This window comes from Georgenia sp. Z1491 (genome assembly GCF_057652395.1).
On sequence record NZ_CM172729.1, the window covers coordinates 3,447,993 to 3,469,948 of the forward strand.

Here is a 21,956-nt window from a genome sequence, read left to right on the forward strand (position 1 = left end):
CGGACGGATTGAGATGCATGAAAGTGCCGCGCGTGTCACTGTCCCGGCCCACACCCCGCAATCGGTGCCAGCGCTGGCCAAAGTGCTACCCGCCGCTGCGGCGTCCCCTATGCTCTCCGCATGTCTCCCCGCGTGCGCAGGCCTGTGACGTACGCGCTGATCGGTGTCCTCGTCCTGCTGAACATTGTTCTGATCGTGCTGTTGCTGCTGCGCGATCCGGCGAGTGCGTCGGGCGAGGCCGGGGAGTACGTCCCGCCGAGCGTCGGAACGTCACCGGAGGAGTCGTCGTCTGGTTCGGGGGTCGAGGGCGACGGGCCGGACGAGTCCGCGAGCGAAACCCCTGGTGAGACGGCAGAGGCTCCGTCGGAGTCCGAGTCGGACGGCCCCGTCGAGGCGGCCCTTCCGGTACCTGCTGAACGGCTCCTCGCGAGCGCGAACGGGGAGGTGGCGTGGCGCGCCGTCGTCGGTGACTGCCAGAACCCGGGCACCGTCGAGCTCACCACCGACGGTGGGGCCACCTGGTCCCCCACCGACACCGGCCTCGCCCCTGTCACACGCCTCAAGGCCATCACCCCGACCGCGGTCTTCGCCGTCGGCGGGGTCGACCCGGACTGTGCGCCCGTCTACGCGGGCTCCGTGGATGGTGGGAACAACTGGGAACAGGCGCCCGAGCTCGTGGACGGCACCTGGTACATCGACCCCAGTGACCGTGCGGTGCTCGGCACCACCGTCGGCGAGGTCGAGGCCCCCTGCGAGGTTGCCGGGCTGGCCGGCTTCGACGACGCCAGTGCGGCGCTGCTGTGCACGGACGGGAGCCTGTCGGTCTCCACCGATGGTGGCTCCTCCTGGACGACGACCGCCGAGGAGACCGGCGCCGTCGCCGTCGGGCTCACCCTGCAGGGCTACGTGCTCGCCGGGTCCGCCGAGGGGTGCGAGGGCACGCAGCTGTGGACGGCCGGCGTCGAGGGATCGACCGCCCCCGTCGGCTGCGCCGAGGGTGCCGAGCCCGCGGCCGGTCAGACCGCCGTGGCCGGCGCGGGCGACGCCATGTGGCTGTGGGCGGGCGAGGAGACGCTCGTGTCTAACGATGGTGGGGCGAGCTGGTAGCTCGACCGAAGCGGCCAGTCATCCTTCATCTGCGGCGACGTGCCGCCGTGGTGAAAGTCCTGGCTACTCGCCGCCATGGAGACTGCGCACGTCGACAGGCACTCGCTCCACCGAGCCGATGAACGTACGGATCAGGCCGACCAGTTGCTCGGGGTGATCGAGGTTGGGTGAGTGGAGGCTGTCCATACGGACCACCTGAACGTCCTCGAGCAGGCTTGCGATCCCGGTCGTCCACTCGGGCTCAAAGAGCTCGTCCTGCGTGCCCTGCACCAGCAGGACGGGCGTGTCCACGCCGCGCAGGGTGCCCGGCCACGGGTCCTCCACACGCAGACGCAGCGGCTCCGGGAGCGCAAGCACAGCCGAGGCGACCGCGCGGAAATGCCCCGGCGCCGTCGCCCACCTCAACCGTCTTGCCAACTGCGCCTCGAAGTCCGGATGCCGCTCGTCCATCAGGTACCGCAGCACGCGGGCGAGATCCGACTCCGTACCGTCCCACCGGCCGAGGTCCTCGACGAGCGTCCGGGTCTTCCAGGGGCCACCGGTCCCGCCGATCGAGACCGCCGATCGGGGCTCGATGGACGATTCCGCAAGCATCCGCAGGGCGATCGATCCCCCGTAGGAGCTGCCGACCACGTGCGGACGTTCAACCAGCAGCGCACTGAGGAGCGCCTCGACCTGCTCGATCCGTGGGCTATAGGTCGACCGGTCGAAATACGTGACCTTGTCGCTCCCGCCGAAGCCGAGGAAGTCCGGGGCGAGCACGTGGAAGTCCTGCGCCAGCCTCGGGAGACTTGCGCCCCAGGTGACGTCGCTGGCCCCGCCCCAGGCACCATCGTGCAGGAGAAGCAACGGCGGGGCCCCCGTGTCGCCTGCCTCGAGGTACCGCGTCGTCACGCCACCGATACGGATCGCCCGCTCGTGCACGGCCGGCTCCCGGTCCGTCATCGGTCGCGCGGTGCCTGGGCTCTCCACCTGGGAGTTCATTCTCCTCCCGTCGTCGGGTCGAGAACGAGCGAGCCGAGATCGACCGAGCCACCGATCACGTCGTACTGGAGCAGCAGCTCCTCGACGACCGAGAGGTCGCTGAGATCGCTCTCGATCGCGTAGCCGATCGGCGAGAGCGAGGCCGCGACCTCGGCACTCATCTCCGTATACGTCGGGATGATGTCCGCGACAGCCTCCGGATCCTCCGCCACGATCTGCATGGCCTCATCGATCGCGGCGGCGAAGCCCGCTACCACCTCTGGGGACTCGCCGAAGTAGGCGCTGGTCGTCGCCCACCCGGCCACCGGCGCGTTCTCGGTCGGTCCCTCGAAGGCGCTGACCGCTGGTACTGCCCCGGCCTGCGAGGCGAACGAGATGAACGGCTCCACCAGCCAGGCCGCGTCGACCTGGCCCTGCTCGAGCGCCGCCTGCATGTTCGGCGGCGGCAGCTCGACGAACTCGACGGTGCTCAGATCCACGCCGTGGTGCTCGAGGACGGCCCGAGCAGTCATCTCCATGACGTTCCCTAGACCGCTCACCGCGATCGAGGCTCCCTCGAAGTCCTCCGGCTCCTGAAACTCACTGTCCGGGAGCACGTACAGCGCCTGGGACTCGCCCCGGTCGTTCTCCCGGAAGATCTGCACGTCGAGCCCCTGGTCCACCGCGGTCAGGGAGCTGAAGTGATTGGCGTAGATGATCGGCACGTCGCCGGCGACCATGGCGGTGATGAGCTCCGCGCCCTGGCTGGCGGGGAAGGGCTCCACCTCGATGCCGTGCTCGGCGAAGAGGCCCTCCTCAATAGCGATGTAGAAGGGCGCGAGCTCCGCGAACGGCTGCACGCCGACCGTGACCTGCTGCAGCGCGTCGTCGGCTCCCTCGGAGGGGGTCTCGGCGTCCGCGCTCCCTCCAGCATCCTCGTCACCGCACGCCGCGAGGACGAGGGCAGCCGTGGCCGCGAGGACTGCGATCGTAGAAGCTGTTCGAGCAGACATCGTTGTCTCCTTTGTTGTCGTCGGGCTATCGGTGGGCCGCGGTCGACAGACCGCGGCGGACAAACCCGGAGTAGCCGTGCTCGGCGGACTCCGTGACGGTGGCGAGGTAGCGGTCGATGCCGCCGACGTAGGGGGCGAAGACCCGCGCCTTGCCCGGTGTGTTGGCTCCCCAGAACCACGAATGCCGCGAGCTGCCGTAGAGAGTCGATGCGGCGAGGTCGTTGACGTGGTCGACCCAGCCGTCCTCGGCCTCGAGGGTGGGCTCGATGGTGGTGTCACCCGCGCTCCGGAGCGCCTCGAGGCACGCGGTCACCCATTCGACGTGGATCTCCGCCTGCGTCACCATGTTGCTGAAGACCGACGGCGTCTGCGGGCCGGCCATGACGAAGAGGTTGGGGAACCCGTGGGTCATCACACCCATGTAGGTGCGCGGGCCGTGAGACCACTTCTCGCGCAGGGTCTGGCCGTCGCGGCCACGAACATCGATTCGTACGAACGACCCGGTCATGGCGTCGAACCCGGTGGCGAGGACGAGGGCGTCAAGTTCGTGGACCACGCCGTCGGCGGTGCGGAGGCCTTCGGGCACGACGCGGCCGATCGGCGTCGACCTGAGGTCAACGAGAGAGACGTCGTGCCGGTTGAACGTCTCGAAATAGTTCGTGCCTGAACAGAGGCGCTTCGTGCCGAGGTGAAGGTCCCGGGGCGGGAGCAGTCGCTCGGCGGTCTCCTCATCGTCGACGATGCTCCGAACCTTGTCCCGCACGAAGTCGCCTGCTTCGGCGTTGACGTCCGGGTTCGTGAGGATGTCCGTGAAGGCGCGCATCATGTAGAGCCCGCCGGACTGCCAGCGGCTCTCGAACTCGGCCCGCCGCTCCGCCGCGCTCACGTCCGCTCCACGGGCGACGTTGCTCGGCTGGTTGTGACCGTTCTTGGTGGTGCGCGCGTGACGGCGCCGCTCGGGGTAGCTCGCCTTCCAGCGGTTCTGGAACTCGTCGTCGAGAGGGTGGTTCTGCGCCGGCATCACGAAGTTGGGTGTGCGCTGGAAGACCGTCAGGTGTGCAGCGTCCTCGGCGACGAGCGGGATGAGCTGAGTGGCCGACGAACCTGTGCCGATGACACCGACCCGCTTGCCCGTGAGGTCCGCTCCCTCGTGCGGCCAGTCGGCGGTGTGGTAGCGCTCGCCGGCGAACTCGGACAGCCCGGGAATGTCGGGCAACTGGGCCGCCGAGAGCACCCCGGTCGCGAGGACAAGGAACTGCGCCGAGTAGTACCAACCGTCGTCCGTGGAGATCGACCAGCGGGCGATGGCGTCGTGCCACGAGGCGTGGTCGACGCGGGTCCGGAGCTCGATGTCGCGGCGGAGGTCGAACCGCTCGGCGACGTGCCGGAGGTAGGAGAGGATCTCGGGCTGGCTCGCATAACGCTCGCTCCACGTCCACTCCTGCTGGAGGTCCTCGTCGAAGGAGTAGGAGTAGTCGAGGCTCTCGATGTCGCACCGAGCTCCTGGGTACCGGTTGTGGTACCAGGTGCCGCCGACGTCGTCGCCGCTCTCGAGCACCCGGACGGTGAAGCCCGCCTTCCGCAGGCTGTACAGCGAGTACAGCCCGGACAGACCAGCTCCAACGACGAGGACGTCGACCTCTGGCGTCGGTGCCCCGGACGTGCCATCCCGTTCTCCCACCACTGCGTCTCCTCGCTCTGCGTTCTGAGCGCCACCCCGCCCTGCGCGCGGCACTCTCCGACGGGTTGTCTGTGACTCACCGGCCACGCTTCGTGCGCCGCCTGCTCACGACGGGGATAGCGCGTCCTTACTTGGCCGTGAGCATCCCTGTCGAACCGAGGCCGCGCCACCCAATCTCTTGCTGAGCGATACCCTTTCTGCGTAGGGACTACCCGCAGGAAAAGAACCTCTCACTCATCGGAAGGATCTTGCTCATGGCCACGCCCGGAGAGTCCGTGATCTCACGCGTCGTCAGAGTCCTCGAGGCGTTTCAGAGCGACGAGTCGGAGCTCAGCGTCGCTGCGATCGCGCGCTCCAGTCGTCTGCCGATCCCGAGCGCTCACCGGATCGTCAATGAGCTCATTCGGTGGGAGCTCCTGGAACGGACCGACACACGGCGCATCAGGATCGGGCTGCGGTTGTGGGAGCTGGCCGTACGCAACTCACCCCAGACCGAACTCCGGGACCGCGCGCTGCCGTTCCTCGAGGGGCTGCAATCAGCCGTCCGGCAGCACACGCAACTGTCGGTCCTCCGAGGAACAGACGTCGTCTACATCGAGAATCTCCGAGCGCCCGAGCCGACTGCCATCAGCATCCTCAAACTGGCCGGGAGGCTTCCGGCTGCCACCTGCTCCGCCGGCATCGTGTTCGCAGCATTCGGGACCGACGCCGAGCGGGAGGCCATCCTCGGCGCGATCCCTCGGCCGCTCACCTCCGCGTCCCCGACCCGCACCGATGACATCTGGGCGGCCATCGAGGCCGGTCGCCGTTCCGGCGTGTGCGCGATCGAGGGATGGATCCACCCGGACGTCACGGGACTCGCCGCCCCGATCCGCGATCAGCACGACGAGGTCGTCGCGGCGGTCTCGGTCCTCGTTCCGCGCGACAGCGCTCTGGCTGACAACGCTCGCCCAGCGGTGCGTGCCACCGCGCATGGCATCAGCCGAGCGCTGCATACCGAGCGCACGCGCGACCCCGAGCTACTGCTCCTCGAATACATGGTCCGGCAAGGGACGTCCGACGCGCACGGTGGGCAGCAGCAATAGTCGACGTCAAGAGAATGACCAGCAATTGGCTTCGCCCGCACGCGGGGCTGTCAACTCGCACATCCGCACCGCGAACGGCAGCGGCTTCATGGTCGCGCAGGCTGGGTGGCCGCCTGCACATCAGGCCTCCTCGAGTGCCCTGCGTGATCCGACTCAACGGCTGCGCGTCATCACGTCGGGCGTGTTACTCATACTCGCAGGGTGATCACCAACGACTGCGCGCGGACCAACCAGGACGCCCGCACATGAACGGCGCCGACGTCTTCGTCTATGCCGACGAGACCGGCAACCTCGACTACGCGGGGGCAGGCAAGGACGGCGCCAGCGACTACTTCGGCTTCGGCTCGGCAATCTTCCAGGGAGATCACAGCCTGGAGATCAGGGACGGTCACGTCCTCCGCGCCGCGCTATCCGGTCGAGGCATCGACATGTCGAAGGGCTTTCACGCGAAGTACGACACCTGGGAAGTCCGCAACAGCATGTTTGCCCTGCTCAGTGACCAGCGACCGCGGATCGACACGACCTTCTTGCTGAAGTCTGGTGCGTACCCCGACGTGAAGGAGCGCGGCGAGATGTGGATGCACAAATACGCCTGGTTCCTGCACCTCAGGCACATCTGCGAGAACGTCGCCCGTCCTGAGGATCACCTGTACGTCGTCACCGGGTCGATCGGCACCAAGGCGCGCAAGACAGCGGCGATGGCGGCAGTTCGAGACGTCGTCAGCCAGATGAGCCAACAAATCACGTTGTGCGTGTGGCCGGCGGCGACGTCATGGGGCTTGCAGGTCGCTGACTATGCCCTGTGGGCCGCCCACCGCCATCTACGTGGCGCACCGTTGAAGAACTACGAGGAGGACGTAGCTCCACTGGTGAAGTCGATCTTTAGGCCATGGGGCGTGGCATGAGTGCGCCGGCTATCCCCTCAAGGGAAGAGATCGCGCTGGCCTCTTGTCGCCGGCGCCTCAACTGTGGCATACGACGAGCACGGTGTCGCGCGGAACGTCCGAAGGCCAGTCGGTGAGCCCGCGGGTCGCCCGCTCGCCGCGGCGCAGCGAGCGGCGGTCGAGCAGGTACGCGACGAACGCACCGAGCAGGATGCTCGCGAGGATACCCGGCCCGAGAAGCACGGCATCGTCGTCGCCGGACTCACGCTCCAGTGGTGTCGAGCTCGCCGGGTCCGCCGAGGGCGCCGACCCCGAGGCCGGTCAGACCGCCGTGGCCGGCGCAGGCGACGCCATGTGGCTGTGGGCGGGCGAGGAGACGCTCGTGTCCGCCGACGGCGGGGCGAGCTGGTAGCGGCAGCTGCGCCTTCTCTTGCCGAGCGGTGCGCGCGGCCTTCGGGCGCGCCAATCTGGTCCCTCGCGGAGTCGATCCGGGGTTGCACTTACGAGTGCAAAGTTGGACACTGTTGGTCCACGGCACGCAGAGCGAGCGGCGTTGTGGAGATGAGGAGCGACCGTGCCTGACACCATGACTGTCTCCGACGAGGTGCGCAGCGAGGCGCGGCAGTTCGTCTCGGAGCTGCCACCACGTGACGGACAGACCCTCGAGATGATCACCTCCGCACGAGGTCGCGACGCCGTCACCCTGGAGCCCGCCCTGTCGGAGTTCCTTCGGCAGGCGATCGAGGCGATCGCCTCTGGCGCAGATGTCACCTTTCAGTCCGTGCCCGAAGTCGTGTCGACGACGGTGGCGGCCCGGATGCTCGGCATCTCGCGCCCGACCCTCATGAAGCACATTCGCAACGGCGACCTGGCAAGCCACCAGGTCGGCTCGCACACTCGACTGCGATCAGCGGACGTTGTCGAGTTCCGGTCGGCACGCTCGAGCCGCCAGCGCGACGCATTTGCCGAGCTGCGCGACCTGGAAGAGGAACACGGCATTCGGGAGTGACGTCGGCGTCGGCAGCTACGCTGGATGGGTGATCACGAAGGTGCTGCCGGACAGCAATGTCCTCAACAGCAAGACCGTTCGTGACTGGCTGTTCCTCCTTCGTGACGCCTCGGGTGGCGGAATGTTCACGCTCCACACCACCGAAGACATCGTGTCCGAAGTGACATACCACCTCAGGCGGAACAATCGGGGAGTCGACGGCGCAGTGATTCACCGCCTCTCGCAACTGCTCCGCGAGTCAACTGACACCGTGATCGCCGAGTATCCGCACCTATCGGACTTCGCCGGGGCCGACGCGAACGACGGGCACATCCATGCCGCGGCCGTCGCGGGCGAGATCGATCTCGTCCTCACCAACGATTCGTCCTACCTGAAGATCGAAGACGACCGCTACGAGATCAGTACTCCAGACGAGTTCTTCTGCCTTGTCGATGACTCGACGCCTCGGATCGTCCAGGCTGTCGCGCTGAAGCAGTTCAACTACTGGCGGGCGAAGATGAACCCACGATCGATCTGGCATGCACTGGCGCAGGCGGGCTGCGACGAGTTTGCCGATCGGGTCCACGCACACTGCCGAGCCTTGGTGGCGCCCAACCTGATCGATTGACGAGTTCGCGTCAACCAGCATCGTCGGGGCCGCGACCCGGTGCGGGTCACGCTCTCACCAACTATCCGGCAGAGACTCCACGGCCGAACGGGCACACACCATGCTCGCGATCACTCCGTGAGCCCCCTGGTCGCGCGCTCGCGGCGGCGCAGCGAGCGGCGGTCCAGCAGGTACGCGACGAACGCACCCAGCAGGATGCCCAGCGGGCCCAGCGTGAGGACGAGCAGACCGATGGCGTTCGAATCACTCAGGCGATCGGTGAAGAACTGACTGCCCCCGACGTCGTCGGCGTAGTCGTCGCCGAACGACTGGCCCTCCGTGAACACGACGAGCAAGATGCTCACGAGGATCCCCAGCAGGAACCCGGTCCACATGAACCGGCCGTACCGCGGGGCGGCGCGCACGTGGCCGACCGTCGTCGCTCGGGTCGGCTCGGGCTCTGGCTCGGCGTCGGAGGTGTCGTCCGGGGCGTCGGCGTCGGACTCGGCGGCCTGGTCGCTCTCACCCGCGAGGTCCTCGGTGCGCGCCGTGGGGTCGGCGGCGGGCGGGGGCGCGTCGTCGTCGGGGGCGTGGTGCTCCGGCTCGCCGGAGGTGCCGGAGGGGTCGTGCTGCGTCACTGGCTGAACCTACCCCGGCGCACGAGCGGCAGGCACGCGCCGAGATCGGCCCGCTCCCCCGATGCCGAGACCCAACTCTCGCTCACCGCCGTGCCCCAGTCGAGGTCGCCGCTCGCGAGCGCGAGCCACGTGGCCGGGTCCGTCTCCACCACGCCTGGGGGTGTGCCCCGGGTGTGCCGCGGGCCCGCGATGGCCTGGACCGCGCCGGCCGGTGGGACCCGCACCTCGAGCGCCCCGCCCGGGGAGGAGATCGCCAGCTCCTCGAGGGTGAACCGCACCGCCGTCATGAGGTCGGCCCGGGACATCGAGTCCGGGTCCTCCTGCCAGGCCCGCACGGCGGCGAGCCCGATCGTGGGGTCGATGCGGCGTCGGGGCATGGGTCCAGGGTAGGTGGCCGCTCGGTGGGCGGTGCTCCGGGCCGCCGATCCTGCGGCGCGGGCGGCGCGCCCGTAACGTGTCCGCTCGTGTCGAGTGCGAGCGGGACCGGTGGGGGCGGCGGGCGCGCGGTTGCCGTCGGGCGTGACTTCCCGTCGCGCCTGCACTCGCTGACGGGGCTGCGGTTCTGGGCGGCGCTGCTCGTGGTGATGTACCACCTGAGCGCGCAGGTCGGCGAGGTGCCGGTGCTCAGCTACCTCACCGCGTTCGGCCGCACGGGCGTGACGTTCTTCTTCGTCCTGTCCGGGTTCGTGCTCGCGTGGACCTACCTCGACCGACCCGTGGGGTTCGGCGTCTTCATGTGGCGGCGGTTCGCGCGGCTGTGGCCGCTCGTCGCGGCGACGGGCGCGATCTCGCTGGCGATCTACTGGTGGATCGACGAGCTGCCGGGGGTGTGGGAGTCCGCGACGACGTTCCTCTTCCTCCAGGCCTGGCACCCGCTGTGGGAGGACGGGGCGAACCCGGCGTCGTGGTCGCTGAGCGACGAGGCCTTCTTCTACCTGCTCTTCCCCGCGCTCCTCGCCATCGCGGCGGCTGGCAGGCGGTGGCGAGGGGCGCTGTGGGTGGGGTGCGGCGTCGTGCTCCTCGGTCTGTGGTGGGTGTTCGGCACCGTCGGCTGGGAGGGGTTCTGGCTCGACTACTTCCCGCCGTCGCGGCTCGTGCAGTTCGTGATCGGGGTGCTGTGCGCCGTGGTGGTGCGTCGGGGCGGGCGCTCCCCCGTGGGGTACTGGCCGGCCGTGGTGCTGGTGGTCGCCTTCCACGCCGCGATGGTGCCGTGGGAGCGGGTCTCCGGCGGGGAGGCGGGGTTCGGGCCGTACTCCGGGTCGCAGTGGTGGTCGACGCCGGTGTTCGCCCTGCTCATCGTGGCCGCCGCGCAGCACGACATCGACGGGCGGGCCACACTCGTGCGCGACCGCGTGTCCATCCGGCTCGGGGCGTGGTCCTACGCCTGGTACCTCGTCCACGAGCCCGTCATCCGGGCGTGGAACCACGTGGTGCCCGACGGGCTCGGGCTCACCTCGCCCGGGGTGGGCGTGGCGCTGGAGTGGGTGGCGCTGCTCGCGCTGTCCCAGGCGGCGGCGTGGGCGCTGTACTCGCTGGTCGAGCACCCGGCCGAGAGGTGGCTGCGGGCGCGGGGGACGCAGCCGGTGGTACCCAGAGGCGGGTGAGCCGGCGCCCGACGGGGCCAGGTCGGCGTACTCATTCGCGCTCGGCCAGGCACTCCTCGTCCCCGACGCGGATGGGGATGTCGACGTCGGTCTGCTCGTCGTCGGCCTCGAGGGTGAGCCGGTAGGAGATCCGGGCGACGAACTCACCGCACGGCCGGTCGTGGAAGTAGGACAGGTCGGTGGACGCCTGCCCGCCCGCGGGGACGTGCGCGGTCTGCAGGCTGCCGGTCAGCCGCTCCCCCAGGTCCTCGCCCTCGACGACGTTGCTGGCCTCGAACACCTCGACGCGGTACCAGCGCGGGAAGAGGTCCTCGGAGTCGTTGGTGATCGTCAGGCGGAGGTCGAGCGCGTACGGGCGGGTCGAGGAGGCCGCGCGCCAGCCGAGGTCCCGCAGCTCTGGCAGGACGGTGACGGTCACGCCGTCCGTCAGCTCGGCGCTCACCTCCTCGCCCGCGGCGGCCGGTGCCGCTGCGCCGCCACGCGGGAGCAGGACCAGGACGGTGAGGGCCAGGACGAAGGTGAGGGTCGCGGTGGCCCAGAAGAGGGTGCGGGAGGTGGCGGCTCGCGTTCCGGCTGCGGGGGTGGGGGCGGGGGTGGGGGCGGGGGTGGGGGCGTCGTCGTCGGTCATTCCTGCTCCTCCGTGCGGGCGGCGAGCGTGTACTGCTCCCCGTCGACGACGATGTCCATCTCGTAGTGCTCGGCGTCGCCGGACGGGGGTTCGTAGCCGGCGCGGATCCAGTACGGGTCGATGCTGCGGACCTCGCCGCCGATGCCGTCGAGCGTGCGCCGGCCGCGGTCGGTGGGGACGAGCTCCTCGCGCTCGCCCGAGTCGTCGACGGCGTAGAGGGTGAGCTCCAGGCCGTCGAGGTCGATCCACTCCTCGGTGGGGGTGTCGTCGGTGGGGGTGTCGTCGTCGGTGGGGGTGTCGGTGGGGGTGTCTGCGGTAGCGCCGACGTCGCCCTCGATCGCGACGACGAGGGTGATGTAGCGGTCGCCCGTCGGTGCTGCGAGACCTGGGACCGACGACGGCTGACGGACGTCCCGCACCGAGACGAGCGAGACCGGGCCGGGCGCGAGCGCGTCCTCGTCGCTCAGGCGATATCCGGTGACGTGCTCGTCCGCCCGGGCGTCGCGGACGAGGCCGAGGAGCAGGAAGGCGACGACGGCGCACACCATCCCGACGGCCAGGCCCAGCACGGGCTGGCGCCATCGGTGGCGCGTGGGCGTCGGGGGCGGCGTCATGGCCTGACAGTAGGAGGTGCGCGGAGTCCTGCGTAGTGGCAGCGCTCCCCCGTCAGAGGTCCCCACCCACCCCCTCTCTGGCGACCCCCTCTCCGGCGAGTGAGCGGACTTCTGCTTGACGCAGTCGCTCGTTCAGCACTGGACCAGTGCCACACTGGTTGGCGTGGTCACGCTGACTCTCTCCGTCGACCCCGACGTGCTGCGTCGGGCGAGGATTCGCGCGTTGCAGCGCAACGAGTCCGTCAACAAGTACCTGTCGGACGTCCTCGAGCGGTACGCGCGCGCCGACGACACCTCGGCCATCGAGTCCCTCCTCGCAATGGCGCTCGAGCACGACTCGGCGAGCGGAGACGGCGAGCGCGGATGGCGTCGAGACGACCTCTACGACGTGTGAGGTCTTCCTCGACACCAACATCCTCGCCTACCTCTACGACTCGGCCTCGCCCGGCAAGCAGGCAGCCGCTCGAGCGGCGATCGGTGAGGACCGGGACTTCGTCGTCAGCACACAGGTCCTCCTCGAGCTGTATGTCGTTCTCACGCGAAAGCTCGCGCCCGCACTCCCGGCCGAGCGAAGCGGGCTGCGCGGAGCTCTGGACGGAGGACCTCGCCGAGGGGTCCGTCCTCCGAGGCGTCACAGTCGTCAACCCGCTGCGGACGCACGTTCAGTAACACCGGCTGCCGTCATCGGAGGCGGGGCAGAGTTTCCCACCCGACTGCGAGGCTGCTCCTCGCGGCGGACAGGGGTGTTCGTCGTCGGACGACGCTGTTGATCACACCGATATTGACAACGAAGCTAACGACCACACCGAAATCAGTAGCGGCCGCCGGACAACAACACCCCTGCCGAGCAGCCTCGCGCCCCGACAGCCAGCACCCACTCAGGTGCCGCTGCGGCGAGTGCGGCGCGATCGACGATGGACCCGCAAGCTCCGACGCTCGGCCCGAGCAGGGGGACCCGGGACCCGTGGGTCGGGCTCCGCAGCTCGTCGCCCATCCCCAACCGGGCCGCGCGCCACACCTGGTCCGGGGCGTCAACCGTGCGGGGCTCGCGAGGGCTCATCCCCCGGTGGAGAACGCGCGAGCTGCAGCCATCGCGGCACGGACGTCTCCGTCTGCGATGACCTCGGTGGGGCTGCGGTCCTCGAGCTGCGGATTCATGCCGATGAACCACGCGCGCGCGACGTGCCGAGAGTCCCGCTCAACGAGATGCTGAAAGATCTGGAGGGCGCCGCGGAGCTTGCGCTCGACGTCAGGCTGCGGGGGACGCTGCTTCTCCTCGGCCCAGCGCGACACGGTCTGGGGGCTCTTGCCCACCATGTAGGCGACCACCTTCGGACCGAGGTTGTCGCTCAGATGCTCGACGATCTGGGCGACGGTCCAGTCCTCCGGACGCTGCCTGCCCTCGTTCGAGGAGGCAACGGATCGGCTGCCGTGCGCCGAGCGTGCGGCCACCATGACGGAACTCCCTCCGGTGCGCTGCCGTAAGAACGACAGCGATTCGACTGGAATATGAGTCCAACCTGACCTGGCTCTGAGGTCTATGCGCGGCGGACCGAGCCCGGCTCGTCGATTCCCAACCGGTGGGCGGACAGCTCACCGACCTCACGGAGCGACCCAAGGTCAGCGGCTGCCGACGCCGCGCTCCGTTCCGTTCCGCGGTCGGTCCCGGACCGTGATTCCACGACGAGCGCCGGCACGTACTCACGCGTGTGATATCCGTGCCCGATAGTCGGGTCGTTGCCGTGGTCCCCGGTGACGACGAGCAGGTCCTCGCCGCTCAGCCCCGCAGTCAGCTCGACGAGCGCCCGGTCCACCTGCTCGAGCAGGTCGGCATATCTCCCCACGTCCTGCTGGTGCCCTGCCAGATCGGTCTGCTGCACGTTGGCCACCACGAGATCGGCGTGCCCCTGCGCCTCGAGCGTCCACCGCAGGACGTCGGCGGTGTCGACACCGGGTCGCCTCTCCACCGGAAGGTCGCACTCGAGGATGTCCGCAGCCTTGCCGATGAGGGTCACCTGCTTCGCGTGGGCCGCGGCCACCTGCGGGAGCTGACTGGAGTGATCGATCGGCGCACCGAGATGCAGCACCTCGAGCCCGCCGTTGCGGTAGAAACCCGACGCAGGAGTGTCCATCCCGACCACGCCGAAGTCGCCGTCACGCACAAATTCCTCCAGCGGACCGTCCGACCGCCCGCCGACCGCGATGACCCGCGCCACCGGCGCGACGCCGCGCACCACGCGGGTGATCGCCACGATCTCCTCGAACGGCAGGTCGTCCAGCCGGCACGAGACGTTCCAGTTGAGGCCCGGGTCGGCCTCGAGATTGTCGTGGACGAGCGCGGCTCCGTCCACGATGAGCAGCGCCTGCCCGTCCAGGCGCTCGACACGGTGGCCCGCCGACCACAGCGCGGCCGCGACCGCGTCGATCCGGTCCGCGAGAGGGCACAGCACCACGTGCGACATGTCCGCGCCCATCATCGTCTGGTGGCCCGCGAACGTGTCGGCACCCGGGTAGCCGAGGGCGACCCGGTACGCCATCGCGCGCAGGCTGGCCGGCAGCCCGGTCGGGCCGTCCCCGGTCCCAGCCTCGACCGTCTCCCCCAGGTCCGGGCGCAGCGCCGCCAGCCCGAGCGCCGCCAGATGTGGGACGTCCAGCGGTCGACCGCGCTCGCGCAGCGACCAGCCGGCCACGTGGCCGATCGTGTCGGCCTCGACGTCGCCTGGCCGCAGCTCGCCGGCGTCCGGCATGGCTCCGATGCCCAGGCCGTCGACGACGAGGATCGTCACCGTCATTGTCCGGCCTCGATCCGCGTACCCAGGCTGTCGTAGATCCCGTCGATCACCGGAGTGCCTGAGGCGGCGCCGGACACGACGGCGACCCGGGAACGCGTGGCGAAGATCTGGGTCCGGAACGCCATGACGGCGGTGTCGCCGAGCCGCACCCGCTCCCGGTCGCCCGCCTCGAGGCCGAGGCGTCGGTAGTAGTCGATGTTCTCCGGCGGGGTGCCGATCAGGCGCCCCCGCACGGCGGCGCCGCGCGGGTCGATGAGCGCGTGCTCGGCGTGACCGCGCGCGTAGAAGCCGCCGCCCAGTACAGCCGCATCCGGCTCGGTGCGTGCGAGCTCGGAGATGTAGACCATGGCGGGGACCTCGGGGAGGTCGTCGCGGCGGGCGTGCTCCGGTGTCGTGCCGGTCAGCGCGTGCCCGGGTTCGACGTGGGTGGCGCCGTGCGCAGCGAGGACGGGGATCGTCGAGCAGCTGGACAGGCTCGGCATCGACACCACCGGATCGATCCCCCGGTCGCGAAGAACGCCTGCCGCAGCCTCGACGAGCTCACCGGTCGGCGTCAGCCGCGGCTCCCCCGTGTCCGGGGCGAGCAGCACGCACGGGAACCCGGTGACGCCGACGGCCCGCACCGCCGCCATCCGGTCGGACTCCTCGAGCAGTACGGCCACGTCCGCGAGGTCGATGCCGCCCTCCTGCGCCGGGTAGGTCGAAGCTGGATCCCCCGCGATCCGCAGGAGCACGTCCTGGACGATCCCGGCGCGTTCCGCGGCGGCAGCCACGGCCGCGAGGTTCGCGCGGTCGTAGACGGTCACGTGCGACGGGCGCCAGGCGAGCGCCTCGTCGAGGGCACGGACCGGGATCTGTACGAGGTGCCCGACGTTGCCCAGCTCGACGCCGGCCGAACGCAGGACCCGAGCCTCCCGCAGGTCGATGGCCGCGGCGCGGGGCAGGTGACGGGCGATCCGGGCGGCGAGCGCCGGGTTGCGCCCGAGCTGCTTGACCACGAACCAGGCCGTGACCCCGTGCTCCGCGGCCACGCTCGCGAGGGCGGCGGCGTTGGCCTCGACGGCATCGGCGTCGACGACGTAGGTATCGGCCTCGACCCGACCGTCGGCGTGCAGCTGGGCGGCAGCGTCGACCAGGAGCGGGTTTCGCCGGAGCAACGCGTCAAGAAACATGGCGTCCCCCCACCTGGTCGAGCGCGCGACGCACGAGACGGGCGGTGAGCTCGGCGCTCGCCCGCATCGGGTTGATGCGCAGCGTCCACTCCCGCAGGTCGGGCCTGGAGTCCAGTGCGGAGGAGGACAGCCGGTAGATCATCGGGGCGATCTCGTAGCGCGAGTTCGAGCCCACCGGGTACGGGGCGGCACCGAGCTGCGCGGCCGCCGCGCGCACCGCGTCGGCGACCGGTTCCTCGAGCAGTGCCACCACGCACAGGTCCTGGGCGTTCGCGAGCCGCGCGCCGACCACGCCCGGCACGTGGCCGGCGTCGAGGAGCTCGGCGAGCCGGGCGGCCTCCCGGGCCTGCGCAGCCCAGGCGAGCGGGACGGTGACGAGCGCGCGCAGCGCCTCGAGCGCCTGATGGCCCTGGACCTGGCCGCCGCCGGAGTAGTTGGCCGCGTGGGCGGCGTCGACGAGGTCAGCGTCCCCGACCACCACGCCCACCCCCTCCGGCCCGTGCAGCTTGAACAGCGAGAAGGCCGAGGCAGCGGCCCCGTGCTCGACGCCGATGCTCGGCGTGCGCAGGACCGCGTAGTTGTCGTCGACGATCACGCGCCGGCCGTGCTGCACCGCGAGACGCACGACCGCCATTGGGTCGAACGCGTCCTCGAGCCTCTGGCGCGTGTGCTGGACGTAGACCCAGGCGTCGTCGCCCGAGCCGGCGAGCGCCGCCCGCAGGGCGTCGTCGTCGCCCATGTCGACCCGCACGGTCTCGACGCACCCGTCCGCGAAGGTCTGCGCCGTCGTCGTGTAGTCCGGGGCATCGTGGACGAGGAGACGGCGGACGCCCGACCGCCAGGGCCCGGCGGACAGTGCCGTGCGGATGGCGCCGGTCCCTGCGCCCTGGACGAGGCACGCCGCCTTTCCGCCGAACGCGCGGGCGAGGACGCGTTCGACGCCGGCCGTCGTTCCGGGTCGACCCAGCGGTGGGCGCACGCCGGCGTCGGCCTCGAACGGCGCAGCGCCCGGCATCTCCTCGCACATCGCCTCGACGAGCCGCTGCTGGAGGTCGAACGCTCCGTCCGCGTCCATCACGGGCAGCGGCGTTGTGGCCGGCAGCTCTGGTCTCGTGGTCATCTGGTCCCCACCCCCGTCAGCCAGCGGAGCGCGTTGCGCCGGTAGAGCCTGTCGATGTCGTCGATCTCCAGCCCCAAGGATCGCAGCGAGTCGGCGAACGGTCCCAGGACGTGCCCGTAGCCCTGGCCTCCTTCGGACGCGAGGTAGGCGTGCCGGGAGATGTCGTTGCTGAGGAGCAGCCGGCCGCCGTACCCGGACTCGACGAGCGCGAGGATGCGGGCGCGGCGGGCGTCGTCGGGGCGGTAGGACTCCTTGCCGACCGTGTCGAAGGAGAGGTAGCAGCCGGCGGCGAGCAGCTCGTCCTGCTGGTCCTCGTCCGCGCTGAGGTCTTGGTGGCCGATCGCGATCCGGGCGGGGTCGAGGCCCTCTCTCAGCAGCAGGTCGAGCTGGGCGCGCGCGCCGGTGCCCAGGTGGGCGTGCGTGGCGAGCGAGACGTCGGCGCGGCAGGCGGCCCGCGCGGAGGCACGCAGACCGATCGACTCCGCGGGTGTCGGCTCCTCGGCGTGGGTACCGATCTCGGCGACCACGCCCGCCCGGATGCCGGTCCCGTCGATGCCCTCGAGCAGGTCGGCGAGCAGGAGGTCCGTCGCCCTCCCGACGTCGTCACCCGGCTCTCCGTCCGGATGGAACCTCGCGTAGTACCAGCCGGTGGCGGCGACGACGTCGACCCCCGAGCCGGCGGAGATCCGGGCGAGGACGGCGACGTCCCGCCCCATCCCGCGCGCCGTCTGGTCGACGACGAGCGCCAGTCCGTGCGCGTCGGCTGCCCGTGCGAGCTCCGCGGTGACCGCGTCCTCGTGGGCGAGGAAACCCTCGGCGTCGTCGCCCGTGCGCAGGTCGAGCGCGAGATGCTCGTGGGCGAGGACCGGGCCGGCGACCGCCGAGGCGGCCACCGGGCCCGAGACGGTGCGGATCGTCGTCGTGCCGGGCATGCTCACGCGGCGACCGGTGCGAAGAGGTCGACGAGGTACAGCAGGTTGAGGACCACGCCACCGATGATCACCGCGGCAGGACCGGCGGCCATCCGGACGACGGGCCGGCCCATGGCGTCGTTGAGCAGGTAGAGGCCACCGACGATGAACACGCCCAGCCCGCCGCCCATCGCGAGCGCCGCCATGAGCGAGCCGACGAGGATCGCGAGGTGCAGCGACTCGTGGATCGCGTTGCGGATGTGGTCGGCGGAGTCACGCACGGACGGCCAGTGCTGCAGCCAGCGACCGAGGGCCGACAGGGCAAAGACCTCGACGGCGAAGATCGCCGCGCCCAGGACCGCCGCGATGGCGATCGCGAGCACCGGGTTGTCGACCCAGTGGCCGGTGAGGTAGCCGACCGGGTAGACGAAGGTGAACCCGGCCATCGCGTAGGCACCAGACGCGAGCGCCGTCGTCGCGATGAGCGGGATGAAGCCGAAGGCCCGGTAGAAGTCGACCTGGGCCGCCTCGGTGACGTTGCCGTCGGCGATGAGGAAGGAGGTGGCCTCGCCGCCGGCGAAGACGTGGGTCGCGGACAGAGCGGCGACGCCGGCGCCGAGGATCGCGAGCCACGGCAGCCCGCGGCGCAGGCGTTCGGCGTTGGGGCCGAAGAGCTGGTCGACCGCCTCGGCCTCCGCTGCCTTCGACGCCCGGGCCGCATCGATCGCCTCCGCGCCCTGGGACGCCAGCTCCCTCTGTTCGGCTGCCCGTCGCGTGCGGTCCTTGGTCAGCGCAAAGGCCAGCAGCATCGCCACACCGAGGGCCATGGCGATGGCACCGGCGAACATGGTGGGCCACAGCTTCATCGTGGCGACGATCGCCACCGCCTCGACGCCGAACGTGATCGCGCCGCGCATCTTGCCGAACTGCTGGGCGACGGCGATGACGGGGAACATGGCGAACAGCCACAGGATCGGCGTGCCGATCTGCTGCAGGGCGGTGATGAAGTCGATCGGCAGCTGCTGCGCGGCGTTGTTGACCGTGGACAGGCCGAACGCGCAGATCGCGCCCCAGCTCAGGCCGAGCGCCGCGGCGAGCCACGGCCAGGGAGCGATGAGGCCGAGGATCTCGGCGGGCAGGAAGATGAGCCACGGGTTGAGGACGCCCGTGGACAGGGCCATCGGCGCGCCGAGGCCGAAGATGAACCCGGCGGACAGGCCGAAGATGATCGTGGCGGTCGCTGCCCTGCTCGTGCGCCCCTGGATGAAGTCGAGCATGAACGGGCGGGCGCCGTCGTTGAAGACGGCCAGCGCGTAGTGGGCCAGGACGGCGGCGATCGCCGATACGGCCAGCACCACGCCGGATTGCCAGACCTCGAAGCTGATCCCCACCTGCGGAGCGGAGAGCATCACGGTGCCCATGGTCAACGTCCTTCGTCGTGCGCGACGAGCGCGCGGTAGATGGTGGGCGCTGCAACCTCGACCTGGTCTACCGAGAAGCCCAGCGCCTGCACGCCGGACTCGACGGCGGCCGTGACGTCGTCGGACGTGGGCACGCGGCGGGCGAACGTGTGGCACTTGTTCGTGCCGAGCAGCCCGACGAGCACGCCGAGGCTGGCACCGGCGCCCGTGTGGCAGGTGCCGAGGAAGTAGTCGGCCTGACCGGAGCGCAGCTTCATCGCCGCATCCATGTCGCTGCCGACCGCGACCGAGTCGGTCTCGCGCAGGATCGGCTTCAGGGCATCGGCCACGGCGGACTTCGCCACGCCTCCGACGATGATCTTCATGATGTCTCCTTCGACTGGGACTGGTGCTGCGTCTGGTGCTGGTCGATGACCGCCAGGTGGATCGCGACGAAGCGCCGCTCGGGCTCGGGGACGTCGACCGACAGGCGCTCGGAGACGCGGGCGGCGAGCTCGCTCGCTCGTGAGTCGGCGTCGGGGACGGTGCGTCTGACCTCGTCGTAGACGGCCTCCACGGGTTGCTCGACGGACGTGTCGCCGTCGACCGCCCTGGCGAGCGCGCTGACGAGGTGGGAGACGAACGAGCCGACCGCCTCGTCGTCGAGGGCCCCTCCGGGATCGATGCGGTCGACCTCGTCGGCGACGGCGTCGACGACCGCGTCCGGAACCGTGTCCATGGATCGGTAGACGTCGAGCCGGGCAGTGACCGTGGGATGCATTCGGGACTCCTTGGGGGCGGGGATCAGTAGGTGGGGATCGCGCGTCCGGCGACGACGTCGTCAGCGATGCCCAGCACGCGGTCGCTGCGCAGCGCGTCGAGCACGGCCACCGAGATCGGGGTGTCGCCGGCGAGACGGAGGACGACGCCGCGTGTGTTCGCGTCGCCCACCGAGTCGGGCAGCGGGTGGAGGTCGATGGGCGTGGAGATGTGCGAACCGATCTCGTCGGCGTTCCACACGGTGGCGTCGACGGCCCCGTCGGTGAACGCGCGATCGAGGTGGTTGTAGGACATCTCGATGCGTCGCTCCGCCGGGAGGTCCGGGAAGACGCGGGCCACCAGGTCGACGAGATCGGCCGAGCTCGGGTCGACCGCGACCCTCAAGGTTGCGTCCGTGGGGTCCATACCGCGGCGGACGACGACGGCGTGCGCCGCGACGTAGCTGCCGGGGCCGTAGTCGTGGACGGTCTCGACATCGCCGAAGGTGCTGGCTGCCAGGGCGGAGACGAGGGCGAGGTCGACGCGCCCCTCGCGCAGCGCGCGGACCCGGGCGACCGAGCCGCGGATGAAGGACAGCGTCAGCGGCATGGCGCCGTCGTCGAAGGCAGCCTGGAGGCCGGTGGCAAGCCCCTCGTACCGACGCGTGTACGGCAGTGGCATCGCGAGCGAGGCTGAGCGCCGGCCGGACAGCTCCCAGAGGTTGCGGTGGTCGATCGCCTCGACGAACGTGCCGAGCCGCCCACGAGCCTTGAGCCGCAGCGCAGCAGCCTCCTCGAGGACCGCGAAGGCGGCCTGGATCGTCCCGCGGCCGCAGTCGAGCTTCTCAGCGAGGTCGTCGACCTTCGGGATGCGGTCACCGGGCGTGAGCGCGGCGAGCTCGCCCGCCAGGCGTGAGACCACGTACCCGACGCGCGTCATGAGAATCTCCGTCGACACCACGGAGAGAGAATATCCAGGATCCTGGATTAATCAATGGGCTGCGCGTCCGTTGCCACCGCGGACAGCCGCAACCGAGGGACGCACCTCGACGGGGGGAGCCGACGCGGGCTCGATGTCAGACCCACCCGGCAGGATCAAGATCGAGGTGGTCACATGTCGAAATCGACACGCAACTCAGGCAAGCCATGGTCCTCGACCGAGAAGCAGGAACTCTCAGCCCTCGCCCGAGGCAATACGCCCACACGAGTGATCGGACTGAAGCTCGGACGGTCCGAGAGCGCCGTTCAGTCGATGGCGTCCAACCTCGGCGTCTCGCTCAAGCCGACGAATCGGCCCCCCTACGGAACGCGAAAGTAGCGGATCGCCCCGAGACCCTGACTGAGCCAGCCCCTCAGCCGACCTCGACCACTCGGTCGGCGGCGTCACGCGTTGCCTGGATGGCCCGGGCGTTGGGCTCGTCGACGTCGCGGACCCAGTCCCGCGCCTGCTGCTCGCTCTTGCCGAACGTGACGTGCCGGGCGACGAGGCGCTCTCGACGCAGCGCGTCGGGCACCTCGACGAACCACGTCTCGCCGAGCACGCCGCGCAACGCGTCCCAGGGTGCGTCGTCGGCGAGGAGGTAGTTGCCCTCGGTGATGACCAGGTCGACGTCCGGCTCGATCGCCACGGCGCCGGCGATCGGTTGCTCCAGCTCTCGCTCGAACCCCGGCGCGTAGACGATGTGGTCCGGGGCAGCCGCCACGCGCTCGAGGACGGAGAGGTAGCCCCAACCGTCGAACGTGTCGATCGCGCCCTTGCGGGCCCGGCGCCCCAGCCGGTCGAGCTCGACGTCCGCGAGATGGAAGCCGTCCATCGGGAGGATCCCGACGACGACGCCCCCCGCCCGCAGGCCCTCCGCGAGCGAGGCGGCGAGGGTCGACTTGCCCGCGCCGGGAGCGCCGGTGATGCCGAGGATCGGGCGGCGTCCGGACCGCGCCTGCCCCTCCCGGGCCAGCCGCGCCGCGCTCTCGACCAGCGCGTCAGACACCGG

The 21,956-nt window shown here is 70.3% G+C and carries 26 protein-coding genes; 9 read left to right on the plus strand and 17 right to left on the minus strand.

Translation table 11 applies throughout. The features are described 5' to 3' along the window. Positions 1 to 120 precede the first annotated feature (120 nt). On the plus strand, positions 121 to 1,107 hold the full coding sequence (locus AC24HA_RS15930; RefSeq protein WP_425710003.1) for a WD40/YVTN/BNR-like repeat-containing protein: 987 nt from the start codon (positions 121 to 123) through the stop codon (positions 1,105 to 1,107). Between the two features lie 63 nt (positions 1,108 to 1,170). Here the strand turns inward: AC24HA_RS15930 and AC24HA_RS15935 are convergent, their stop codons facing one another. The 3 genes from AC24HA_RS15935 to AC24HA_RS15945 are packed head-to-tail and all read right to left on the minus strand — an operon-like array spanning position 1,171 to position 4,764. After that, positions 1,171 to 2,052 (minus strand): alpha/beta fold hydrolase, encoded by an 882-nt coding sequence (locus tag AC24HA_RS15935; protein WP_425710002.1) that lies wholly within the window; start codon positions 2,050 to 2,052, stop codon positions 1,171 to 1,173. A gap of 35 nt (positions 2,053 to 2,087) precedes the next feature. Then, complete coding sequence (locus AC24HA_RS15940; protein ID WP_425710001.1) at positions 2,088 to 3,083, minus strand: ABC transporter substrate-binding protein; 996 nt, start codon at positions 3,081 to 3,083, stop codon at positions 2,088 to 2,090. Positions 3,084 to 3,108: 25 nt separating this feature from the next. After that, complete coding sequence (locus tag AC24HA_RS15945; RefSeq protein WP_425710000.1) at positions 3,109 to 4,764, minus strand: flavin-containing monooxygenase; 1,656 nt, start codon at positions 4,762 to 4,764, stop codon at positions 3,109 to 3,111. A gap of 254 nt (positions 4,765 to 5,018) precedes the next feature. Here AC24HA_RS15945 and AC24HA_RS15950 point away from each other — a divergent pair, with 254 nt between their 5' ends. The 5 genes from AC24HA_RS15950 (at position 5,019) to AC24HA_RS15970 (ending at position 8,349) form a co-directional block, all read left to right on the plus strand. Next, complete coding sequence (locus tag AC24HA_RS15950; protein WP_425709999.1) at positions 5,019 to 5,849, plus strand: IclR family transcriptional regulator; 831 nt, start codon at positions 5,019 to 5,021, stop codon at positions 5,847 to 5,849. A gap of 245 nt (positions 5,850 to 6,094) precedes the next feature. Continuing rightward, positions 6,095 to 6,754 (plus strand): DUF3800 domain-containing protein, encoded by a 660-nt coding sequence (locus tag AC24HA_RS15955; protein ID WP_425709998.1) that lies wholly within the window; start codon positions 6,095 to 6,097, stop codon positions 6,752 to 6,754. Positions 6,755 to 6,866: 112 nt separating this feature from the next. Next, the gene (locus AC24HA_RS15960; RefSeq protein WP_425709997.1) at positions 6,867 to 7,145 is read left to right on the plus strand and encodes a hypothetical protein; all 279 of its coding nucleotides are present in this window, start codon (positions 6,867 to 6,869) and stop codon (positions 7,143 to 7,145) included. A 162-nt stretch (positions 7,146 to 7,307) separates the two neighbouring features. Next, entirely contained in the window at positions 7,308 to 7,742 is a 435-nt protein-coding gene (locus tag AC24HA_RS15965; RefSeq protein WP_425709996.1) for a helix-turn-helix domain-containing protein, read from the plus strand. A 28-nt stretch (positions 7,743 to 7,770) separates the two neighbouring features. Next, positions 7,771 to 8,349, plus strand: a complete 579-nt coding sequence (locus AC24HA_RS15970; protein ID WP_425709995.1) for a PIN domain-containing protein — start codon at positions 7,771 to 7,773, stop codon at positions 8,347 to 8,349. Positions 8,350 to 8,459: 110 nt separating this feature from the next. On the opposite strand, the gene AC24HA_RS15975 is transcribed toward AC24HA_RS15970, so the two are convergent. Beyond that, positions 8,460 to 8,966 (minus strand): hypothetical protein, encoded by a 507-nt coding sequence (locus AC24HA_RS15975; protein ID WP_425709994.1) that lies wholly within the window; start codon positions 8,964 to 8,966, stop codon positions 8,460 to 8,462. Further along, on the minus strand, positions 8,963 to 9,343 hold the full coding sequence (locus AC24HA_RS15980; RefSeq protein ID WP_425709993.1) for a sterol carrier family protein: 381 nt from the start codon (positions 9,341 to 9,343) through the stop codon (positions 8,963 to 8,965). The genes AC24HA_RS15975 and AC24HA_RS15980 overlap by 4 nt, the downstream gene beginning before the upstream one ends. Positions 9,344 to 9,430: 87 nt before the next feature. Here AC24HA_RS15980 and AC24HA_RS15985 point away from each other — a divergent pair, with 87 nt between their 5' ends. Further along, complete coding sequence (locus tag AC24HA_RS15985; RefSeq protein WP_425709992.1) at positions 9,431 to 10,570, plus strand: acyltransferase family protein; 1,140 nt, start codon at positions 9,431 to 9,433, stop codon at positions 10,568 to 10,570. 31 nt (positions 10,571 to 10,601) lie between these two features. On the opposite strand, the gene AC24HA_RS15990 is transcribed toward AC24HA_RS15985, so the two are convergent. Further along, complete coding sequence (locus tag AC24HA_RS15990; RefSeq protein WP_425709991.1) at positions 10,602 to 11,198, minus strand: hypothetical protein; 597 nt, start codon at positions 11,196 to 11,198, stop codon at positions 10,602 to 10,604. Continuing rightward, positions 11,195 to 11,812 carry a hypothetical protein gene (locus tag AC24HA_RS15995; RefSeq protein WP_425709990.1) on the minus strand — a complete coding sequence of 206 codons (618 nt, stop codon included), beginning with the start codon at positions 11,810 to 11,812 and terminating at the stop codon, positions 11,195 to 11,197. The genes AC24HA_RS15990 and AC24HA_RS15995 overlap by 4 nt, the downstream gene beginning before the upstream one ends. 163 nt (positions 11,813 to 11,975) lie before the next feature. On the opposite strand from AC24HA_RS15995, the gene AC24HA_RS16000 reads away from it, so the two are divergent. Together AC24HA_RS16000 and AC24HA_RS16005 are read left to right on the plus strand one after the other, a co-directional pair. Then, complete coding sequence (locus AC24HA_RS16000; protein ID WP_425709989.1) at positions 11,976 to 12,206, plus strand: hypothetical protein; 231 nt, start codon at positions 11,976 to 11,978, stop codon at positions 12,204 to 12,206. Positions 12,207 to 12,225: 19 nt separating this feature from the next. Next, a complete protein-coding gene (locus AC24HA_RS16005; RefSeq protein WP_487563649.1) occupies positions 12,226 to 12,582 on the plus strand; it encodes a PIN domain-containing protein in 357 nt (118 codons plus the stop codon). A 286-nt stretch (positions 12,583 to 12,868) separates the two neighbouring features. On the opposite strand, the gene AC24HA_RS16010 is transcribed toward AC24HA_RS16005, so the two are convergent. The 10 genes from AC24HA_RS16010 to AC24HA_RS16055 all read right to left on the minus strand — a co-directional run bounded on the left by AC24HA_RS16010 (position 12,869) and on the right by AC24HA_RS16055 (position 21,953). Further along, positions 12,869 to 13,267 (minus strand): hypothetical protein, encoded by a 399-nt coding sequence (locus AC24HA_RS16010; RefSeq protein WP_425709988.1) that lies wholly within the window; start codon positions 13,265 to 13,267, stop codon positions 12,869 to 12,871. Between the two features lie 83 nt (positions 13,268 to 13,350). Beyond that, entirely contained in the window at positions 13,351 to 14,604 is a 1,254-nt protein-coding gene (locus AC24HA_RS16015; RefSeq protein ID WP_425709987.1) for a phosphopentomutase, read from the minus strand. Further along, entirely contained in the window at positions 14,601 to 15,776 is a 1,176-nt protein-coding gene (locus AC24HA_RS16020) for an alanine racemase (protein ID WP_425709986.1), read from the minus strand. Before AC24HA_RS16020 ends, AC24HA_RS16015 begins: the two co-directional genes overlap by 4 nt. Next, positions 15,766 to 16,896 (minus strand): hypothetical protein, encoded by a 1,131-nt coding sequence (locus AC24HA_RS16025; RefSeq protein WP_425709985.1) that lies wholly within the window; start codon positions 16,894 to 16,896, stop codon positions 15,766 to 15,768. Before AC24HA_RS16025 ends, AC24HA_RS16020 begins: the two co-directional genes overlap by 11 nt. Beyond that, on the minus strand, positions 16,893 to 17,828 hold the full coding sequence (locus AC24HA_RS16030; protein WP_425710006.1) for a phosphotriesterase family protein: 936 nt from the start codon (positions 17,826 to 17,828) through the stop codon (positions 16,893 to 16,895). Before AC24HA_RS16030 ends, AC24HA_RS16025 begins: the two co-directional genes overlap by 4 nt. 2 nt (positions 17,829 to 17,830) lie before the next feature. Beyond that, positions 17,831 to 19,228, minus strand: a complete 1,398-nt coding sequence (locus AC24HA_RS16035) for a YhfT family protein (RefSeq protein ID WP_425709984.1) — start codon at positions 19,226 to 19,228, stop codon at positions 17,831 to 17,833. 2 nt (positions 19,229 to 19,230) lie between these two features. After that, complete coding sequence (locus AC24HA_RS16040; protein WP_487563650.1) at positions 19,231 to 19,596, minus strand: DUF2620 family protein; 366 nt, start codon at positions 19,594 to 19,596, stop codon at positions 19,231 to 19,233. Continuing rightward, positions 19,590 to 19,988 carry a hypothetical protein gene (locus tag AC24HA_RS16045; RefSeq protein WP_425709982.1) on the minus strand — a complete coding sequence of 133 codons (399 nt, stop codon included), beginning with the start codon at positions 19,986 to 19,988 and terminating at the stop codon, positions 19,590 to 19,592. The genes AC24HA_RS16040 and AC24HA_RS16045 overlap by 7 nt, the downstream gene beginning before the upstream one ends. Positions 19,989 to 20,011: 23 nt before the next feature. After that, positions 20,012 to 20,905: a GntR family transcriptional regulator YhfZ gene (gene yhfZ, locus AC24HA_RS16050; RefSeq protein WP_425709981.1), complete on the minus strand. Its 894-nt coding sequence runs from the start codon at positions 20,903 to 20,905 to the stop codon at positions 20,012 to 20,014. Positions 20,906 to 21,317: 412 nt separating this feature from the next. Then, positions 21,318 to 21,953, minus strand: coding sequence for a nucleoside/nucleotide kinase family protein (locus AC24HA_RS16055; protein WP_425709980.1), 636 nt, complete (start codon positions 21,951 to 21,953; stop codon positions 21,318 to 21,320). Positions 21,954 to 21,956 lie beyond the last annotated feature (3 nt).

What these genes read in the sequence shown, in the direction of transcription:
- AC24HA_RS15930 (WP_425710003.1), top strand. Translation starts at nt 121, where the DNA reads ATGTCTCCCCGCGTGCGCAGGCCTGTGACGTACGCGCTGATCGGTGTC.
- AC24HA_RS15935 (WP_425710002.1), bottom strand. Translation starts at nt 2,052, where the DNA reads ATGACGGACCGGGAGCCGGCCGTGCACGAGCGGGCGATCCGTATCGGT.
- AC24HA_RS15940 (WP_425710001.1), bottom strand. Translation starts at nt 3,083, where the DNA reads ATGTCTGCTCGAACAGCTTCTACGATCGCAGTCCTCGCGGCCACGGCT.
- AC24HA_RS15950 (WP_425709999.1), top strand. Translation starts at nt 5,019, where the DNA reads ATGGCCACGCCCGGAGAGTCCGTGATCTCACGCGTCGTCAGAGTCCTC.
- AC24HA_RS15955 (WP_425709998.1), top strand. Translation starts at nt 6,095, where the DNA reads ATGAACGGCGCCGACGTCTTCGTCTATGCCGACGAGACCGGCAACCTC.
- AC24HA_RS15980 (WP_425709993.1), bottom strand. Translation starts at nt 9,343, where the DNA reads ATGCCCCGACGCCGCATCGACCCCACGATCGGGCTCGCCGCCGTGCGG.
- AC24HA_RS15990 (WP_425709991.1), bottom strand. Translation starts at nt 11,198, where the DNA reads ATGACCGACGACGACGCCCCCACCCCCGCCCCCACCCCCGCCCCCACC.
- AC24HA_RS15995 (WP_425709990.1), bottom strand. Translation starts at nt 11,812, where the DNA reads ATGACGCCGCCCCCGACGCCCACGCGCCACCGATGGCGCCAGCCCGTG.
- AC24HA_RS16010 (WP_425709988.1), bottom strand. Translation starts at nt 13,267, where the DNA reads ATGGTGGCCGCACGCTCGGCGCACGGCAGCCGATCCGTTGCCTCCTCG.
- AC24HA_RS16015 (WP_425709987.1), bottom strand. Translation starts at nt 14,604, where the DNA reads ATGACGGTGACGATCCTCGTCGTCGACGGCCTGGGCATCGGAGCCATG.
- AC24HA_RS16020 (WP_425709986.1), bottom strand. Translation starts at nt 15,776, where the DNA reads ATGTTTCTTGACGCGTTGCTCCGGCGAAACCCGCTCCTGGTCGACGCT.
- AC24HA_RS16025 (WP_425709985.1), bottom strand. Translation starts at nt 16,896, where the DNA reads ATGACCACGAGACCAGAGCTGCCGGCCACAACGCCGCTGCCCGTGATG.
- AC24HA_RS16030 (WP_425710006.1), bottom strand. Translation starts at nt 17,828, where the DNA reads ATGCCCGGCACGACGACGATCCGCACCGTCTCGGGCCCGGTGGCCGCC.
- AC24HA_RS16035 (WP_425709984.1), bottom strand. Translation starts at nt 19,228, where the DNA reads ATGGGCACCGTGATGCTCTCCGCTCCGCAGGTGGGGATCAGCTTCGAG.
- AC24HA_RS16045 (WP_425709982.1), bottom strand. Translation starts at nt 19,988, where the DNA reads ATGCATCCCACGGTCACTGCCCGGCTCGACGTCTACCGATCCATGGAC.
- yhfZ (WP_425709981.1), bottom strand. Translation starts at nt 20,905, where the DNA reads ATGACGCGCGTCGGGTACGTGGTCTCACGCCTGGCGGGCGAGCTCGCC.